General features: G+C 68.2%; 6 protein-coding genes and 1 pseudogene. All 7 read right to left on the bottom strand.

The window, feature by feature from the left end:
- Positions 1-344: 344 nt before the first annotated feature.
- Positions 345-1,724: an 8-oxoguanine deaminase gene (locus tag G6048_RS46730; RefSeq protein ID WP_165345690.1), complete on the bottom strand. Its 1,380-nt coding sequence runs from the start codon at positions 1,722-1,724 to the stop codon at positions 345-347.
- 10 nt (positions 1,725-1,734) lie between these two features.
- Positions 1,735-2,628 carry a factor-independent urate hydroxylase gene (pucL, locus tag G6048_RS46735; RefSeq protein WP_165345691.1) on the bottom strand — a complete coding sequence of 298 codons (894 nt, stop codon included), beginning with the start codon at positions 2,626-2,628 and terminating at the stop codon, positions 1,735-1,737.
- Between the two features lie 6 nt (positions 2,629-2,634).
- Positions 2,635-2,985 carry a hydroxyisourate hydrolase gene (uraH, locus tag G6048_RS46740; RefSeq protein WP_165345692.1) on the bottom strand — a complete coding sequence of 117 codons (351 nt, stop codon included), beginning with the start codon at positions 2,983-2,985 and terminating at the stop codon, positions 2,635-2,637.
- Complete coding sequence (uraD, locus tag G6048_RS46745; RefSeq protein ID WP_165345693.1) at positions 2,985-3,545, bottom strand: 2-oxo-4-hydroxy-4-carboxy-5-ureidoimidazoline decarboxylase; 561 nt, start codon at positions 3,543-3,545, stop codon at positions 2,985-2,987. The genes uraH and uraD overlap by 1 nt, the downstream gene beginning before the upstream one ends.
- 72 nt (positions 3,546-3,617) lie before the next feature.
- Positions 3,618-3,986 (bottom strand): helix-turn-helix domain-containing protein, encoded by a 369-nt coding sequence (locus G6048_RS46750; RefSeq protein WP_165345695.1) that lies wholly within the window; start codon positions 3,984-3,986, stop codon positions 3,618-3,620.
- A gap of 14 nt (positions 3,987-4,000) precedes the next feature.
- Positions 4,001-4,252 (bottom strand): hypothetical protein, encoded by a 252-nt coding sequence (locus G6048_RS46755; protein ID WP_165345694.1) that lies wholly within the window; start codon positions 4,250-4,252, stop codon positions 4,001-4,003.
- 292 nt (positions 4,253-4,544) lie between these two features.
- Positions 4,545-4,634: pseudogene (locus G6048_RS46760) on the bottom strand (IS5/IS1182 family transposase); the annotation flags it as partial.

Genomic DNA, 4,634 nt, shown 5'->3' on the forward strand with positions numbered 1-4,634 from the left:
CCCTTCGGGGCTCCGCCCCGGACCCCGTTTCGGGGGCCAGCCCCCGGACCCCCGGTCCTCAAACGCCGGACGGGCTGATTGATCGCGGCTCGGGCTGATTTGCCGACAGGCGGGCTGACTTCCGCCGGCCAGGTTGATGTTGGCGTCGCCTCGGCTGAACTTTGCAGCCGAGGCCGGCATCAATCAGCCCGTCTGGGGGCACCTCCCAGCGGTAGCTGGGGGAGTTTGAGGACGAGGCCGTTCAGGCCGATGCGGGGTCTGGGGCGGCAGCCCCAGCGGGGTCCAGGGGCGGAGCCCCTTGGTATGGGACGGGTAAGGGCGGCGGGGGCGAAGAACCCCTCGGCTCAGGCCTGCGCGGCGATCCGCGCGAGGCGTCGCGCCTCCTCCCGCGTGGAGCGGGCGATCGCGTCCTCGTCGACGAGCAGCAGGCGGCCGTTCTCGGCGATCTGGATGCCGCCGACGAAGGACGCGGTGACCGGTGCCGGCGCGCCGAAGACGAGGGCGGTGACCGGGTCGGCGATGGAGGCGTGGGCCAGGGTGTCCAGGTTCCACAGGACCAGGTCGGCCAGTTTGCCGGGCTCCAGGGAGCCGATCTCCCTTGCTCTGCCCAGGACTTGGGCACCGCCGTAGGTGCCGAGGCGCAGCGCCTGACGGGCGTTCAGGGCGGCTTCGCGATGCGCGCCGAGGCGGTTGATGAGGAGGGCGTTGCGCAGTTCGGTGTGGAGTTCGCCGGACTCGTTGGACGCCGTGCCGTCGACGCCGAGGCCGACCGGGACGTCGGCAGCGAGCATGTCGGGGACGCGGGCGATCCCGGCCGCAAGGCGGGCGTTGGACGAGGGGCAGTGGGCCACGCCCGTCTTCGTACGGGCGAAGGCGGCGATGTCGGAGTCGTTCATGTGGACGCAGTGCGCCATCCACACGTCCTCGCCGAGCCAGCCCGTGGACTCGAAGTAGTCGGTCGGTCCCAGGCCGAACAACTCCTTGCAGAACTGCTCCTCCTCGACGGTCTCCGAGCCATGAGTGTGCAGCCGTACACCCTTGCGTCGCGCCAACTCGGCGCCCTGCTTCATCAGTTCGGTCGACACCGAGAACGGCGAGCAGGGGGCCACGGCCACCTGCGTCATGGCGTCGAAGGAGTCGTCGTGGTGTGCGTCGACGGTCGCCTCGGTGGCGGCGAGCGCGCCTTCGAGGGTCTCGACCGCGAAGTCCGGCGGCAGACCGCCGTCCTTCTCGCCGCGGTCCATGGAGCCGCGGGCGAGGGTGAAGCGGACGCCCGTCTCGCGGGCCGCGCGGATGATCGCGCCCGACAGGTCGCCGGAGCCCTTCGGGAACACGTAGTGGTGGTCCATCGCGGTGGTGACACCGCCGCGGGCCATCATGGCGAGCGAGCCCTGCGCCGCCGCGTACGTCATCTGCTCGTCGATGCGCGCCCAGGTCGGGTAGAGCGCGACGAGCCAGTTGAAGAGGTTGTGGTCCGTGGCGAGGCCGCGGGTGAGCCACTGGTAGAAGTGGTGGTGCGTGTTGACCAGGCCGGGCGTTACGAGGTGACCGCTCGCGTCGATACGGCGTACGACGTCCTCCAGGCCCTCGGGGGCCTTGCCCGCACCGAGCGACTCGATGCGGTTGCCGGCCACGATCACGTGTCCCGAGGCGTACTCGGTGTCGTCGGCGTCCACGGTCGCGATCGCGCAGTTCTCGATGACGATGCGCTGAGCTGCTGCCATGGTTCGTCCTTCAGAGGTTGGTGAGGTCCGCCGGGATCTTCTCTTCGCAGCCGTCCCGCAGGACCGTGGCCTCGATCAGGCCGTACGGGCGGTCGGCGGCGAAGTACACCTCGTTGTCGTTCTTGAGCCCGAACGGCTCGAGATCGACGAGGAAGTGGTGCTTGTTCGGGAGCGAGAAGCGGATCTCGTCGATCTCGTGGCGGTGGTCGATGATGCGCGCGCCCATCGCGTAGAGCGTCTGCTGGAGCGAGAGGGAGTAGGTCTCGGCGAAGGCCTGGAGCATGTGCTTCTTCACCTGCTCGTACGACGTCTCCCAGTCGGGCATCTCCTGTTCGTCGTCACTCCAGTTGAAGCGCCAGCGGCCGGAGACCTCGGTGGCCAGGATGCGGTCGTACGCCTCGGGGAGTGTCGTGTACTTGTCCTTGACGTAGCCCCAGAATTCGGAGTTCGTCGAGTTCATCACGACCAGATCCTTGAGGCCGGAGACGATCTCCCACTGCTCGCCGTCGTACGTGATCTGGGTGAGGCGGGTCTCCTGGCCCTTGCGGACGAAGGAGTGCGCGCCGTCCCCGGAGTTCTCGATGCGCTCCCAGGCGTACTCCTCGATGCGGATGCGCGCCCGGTGGATCCGCTCCTGGCCGGTCACGAAGTGGCGGGCGAGGTGGATGCCGAACTGCTCGGCGGACTCGATGCCGTGCTCCTTGGCGAAGGCGTACACGGTGTTCTTGGTGGTGTCGGTCGGCAGGACGTTCGCGTTGGAGCCGGAGTAGTGGACCTCGTCCATGTCGCCGCTCAGCGACACCGAGACGTTGAGGTCCTTGATGTGGTGGGTGGCGCCGTCCCGCGTGATCTTGACGACTCGGTTCTCGGCCTTGCCGTACTGGTTCTGTCCAAGGATGGGCATCGGGCACTAGCTCCCTCGGTATACGGAGTAGCCGAACGGGTTGAGCAGCAGCGGTACGTGGTAGTGCTCGCCAGGCGTCACGGTGAAGGTGACCGTGACCTCCGGGAAGAACGCGGCCTCGTCCCGGTGCACGGAGAGGTACGCCTCGGTCTCGAAACAGAGCCGTACGTGCGTGGTGCCGGGTGGCACTGCCGGAAGGTCCTTGCAGCGTCCGTCGGCGTCCGTGGCGGAGGTGCCGAGCGCCGTCCACTCGGCCTCGTTGCCGGCTCCGCGTGCCGACAGCGAGACGGGCACGCCCTGCGCGGGGCGGCCGATACTGGTGTCCAGGATGTGGGTGGACACCGATGCGGTACTCATCAGGCGTCGTCCTGTTCTTCCACGGGTTCTCCGAGTTCTTCCAGGAGTTCTTCTACGAGCCGGGCGAGACGGATGCGGTTGATCTTGCCCAGCTCGGTGCGGACGATCTCGCGCTCCTGCTCCGGCGAGTTGCCGATCCGTACGTTCACCGCGTCCCTCATCTGCTCGCCGGTCAGGCCGGTGGCGCAGATCAGGAACACGTGGCCGAACTTCTCCTGGTACGCCAGGTTGAGTTCGAGCATCTCGGCCTTCAGCTCCTCCGAGGCGCCGGCCATGCCGCGCTGCTCGCGAGAGGAGGTCGGGTCGCCCGGCTTGGGGCGGCCGATGGGCGGGTGCCCGGCCATGGCCTCCGCCAGGTCGCCTTCGGCCAGCTCCGCCATGGCGGCGTCACTGGCGGCGAGGAGGTCGTCGGCCGTGGCGTACGGACGCCCCGCGAGCAGCCTGCGCCCCCACTCCGCCGAGGCACAGGCCTCGTGGAGCACCGCGGCGGCCGCGTGCTCCTCCAGGGCGTTGAACCGGGCGAGGCCCGGCGTCGAAGAAGGCGAAGTACTCGAAGTCACGGGGACCAGCTAACGCCCTGCGACCACACGACGTCAACAGTTTGTTGAAAGAGTCGAAGGGGTGGCCTCTGCTCAGGCCTCTTTCTCACGATTTAGGTAGTTGTAGACCGTGAACCTGCTGACGCCGAGGGCGCTCGCGACGGTTTCCACGCCGTGCCGTACGGAGAACGCTCCGCGCGCCTCGAGGATCCGTACGACCTCCTGCTTGGCCTTGCGGTCGAGCTCGGCAAGTGGCTTGCCCTGCTTGCGTTCCAGCGCGGCGAGGATGTGGTCCAGGGAGTCGGCGAGCTGCGGCAGGCGTACGGCGACGACGTCGGTGCCCTCCCAGGTGAGTACGACATCGTCCTCGCCGGCCTGGTCGGGCGGCAGCATCTCGCCGCCCATGGCGTCGACCAGCGGCTTCACGGCCGTGATGAAGGGCTCGTCCCCGATACCTGTCACGTCCCCGGTGCCGGTCACGCCTCGTCCTCCGCGATCACGTTGAACTGCAGCGAGATCCGGGTGGCGCCGGAGTCCAAGGTCTTGCGCAGCAGGGCGTCCACGGCGGTGAGTACGGCGTCGGCGCTGCCCTCCGCGGTATTGCCGAACGGGCCGACGTCCACCGCGTCCAGCTCCGCCGCCTCGATGACCTCGCGGGCGACCAGCGCGTGCGGCGGCGCCTCGTCGAGGTCGAAGGGCTCGGTCGTGAACTCCACTCTCAATCGCACTGCGCCCCCAGAACATGCCTCTGACCTGCATTTTTACCCAGATCGCCCACCGCGAGGGCACATCAGGGCACAACGAGGATGCATCAGTCGACTCCTGCCGGCCGAGCCGGCCGCGACGCACCCCAGGCCAATCAATTTCACTGGGACGGAGCCGCTTCGTCCGCCACGAGGCGACCCTAACCGACCATGGGCTCCTTCCGCCCTACACGTGGCCAAGCCGCCCGCGCAGCGCCACGGCCAAAGGCAGGTCGTCTCAGAGGGCGTTTGAGGTAGGCAGATTGCCCTTGATGCCCTAGTAAGTTCCTCGCCAGGTGGGGGTGGTCTCGTCCGTTATGCGCCTGGCGAGGTTGTCGACCGAGGCGATGTGGATCATGGCTTCGGA

This window comes from Streptomyces ureilyticus (genome assembly GCF_011045025.1).
GTDB classification, from domain to species: domain Bacteria; phylum Actinomycetota; class Actinomycetes; order Streptomycetales; family Streptomycetaceae; genus Streptomyces; species Streptomyces ureilyticus.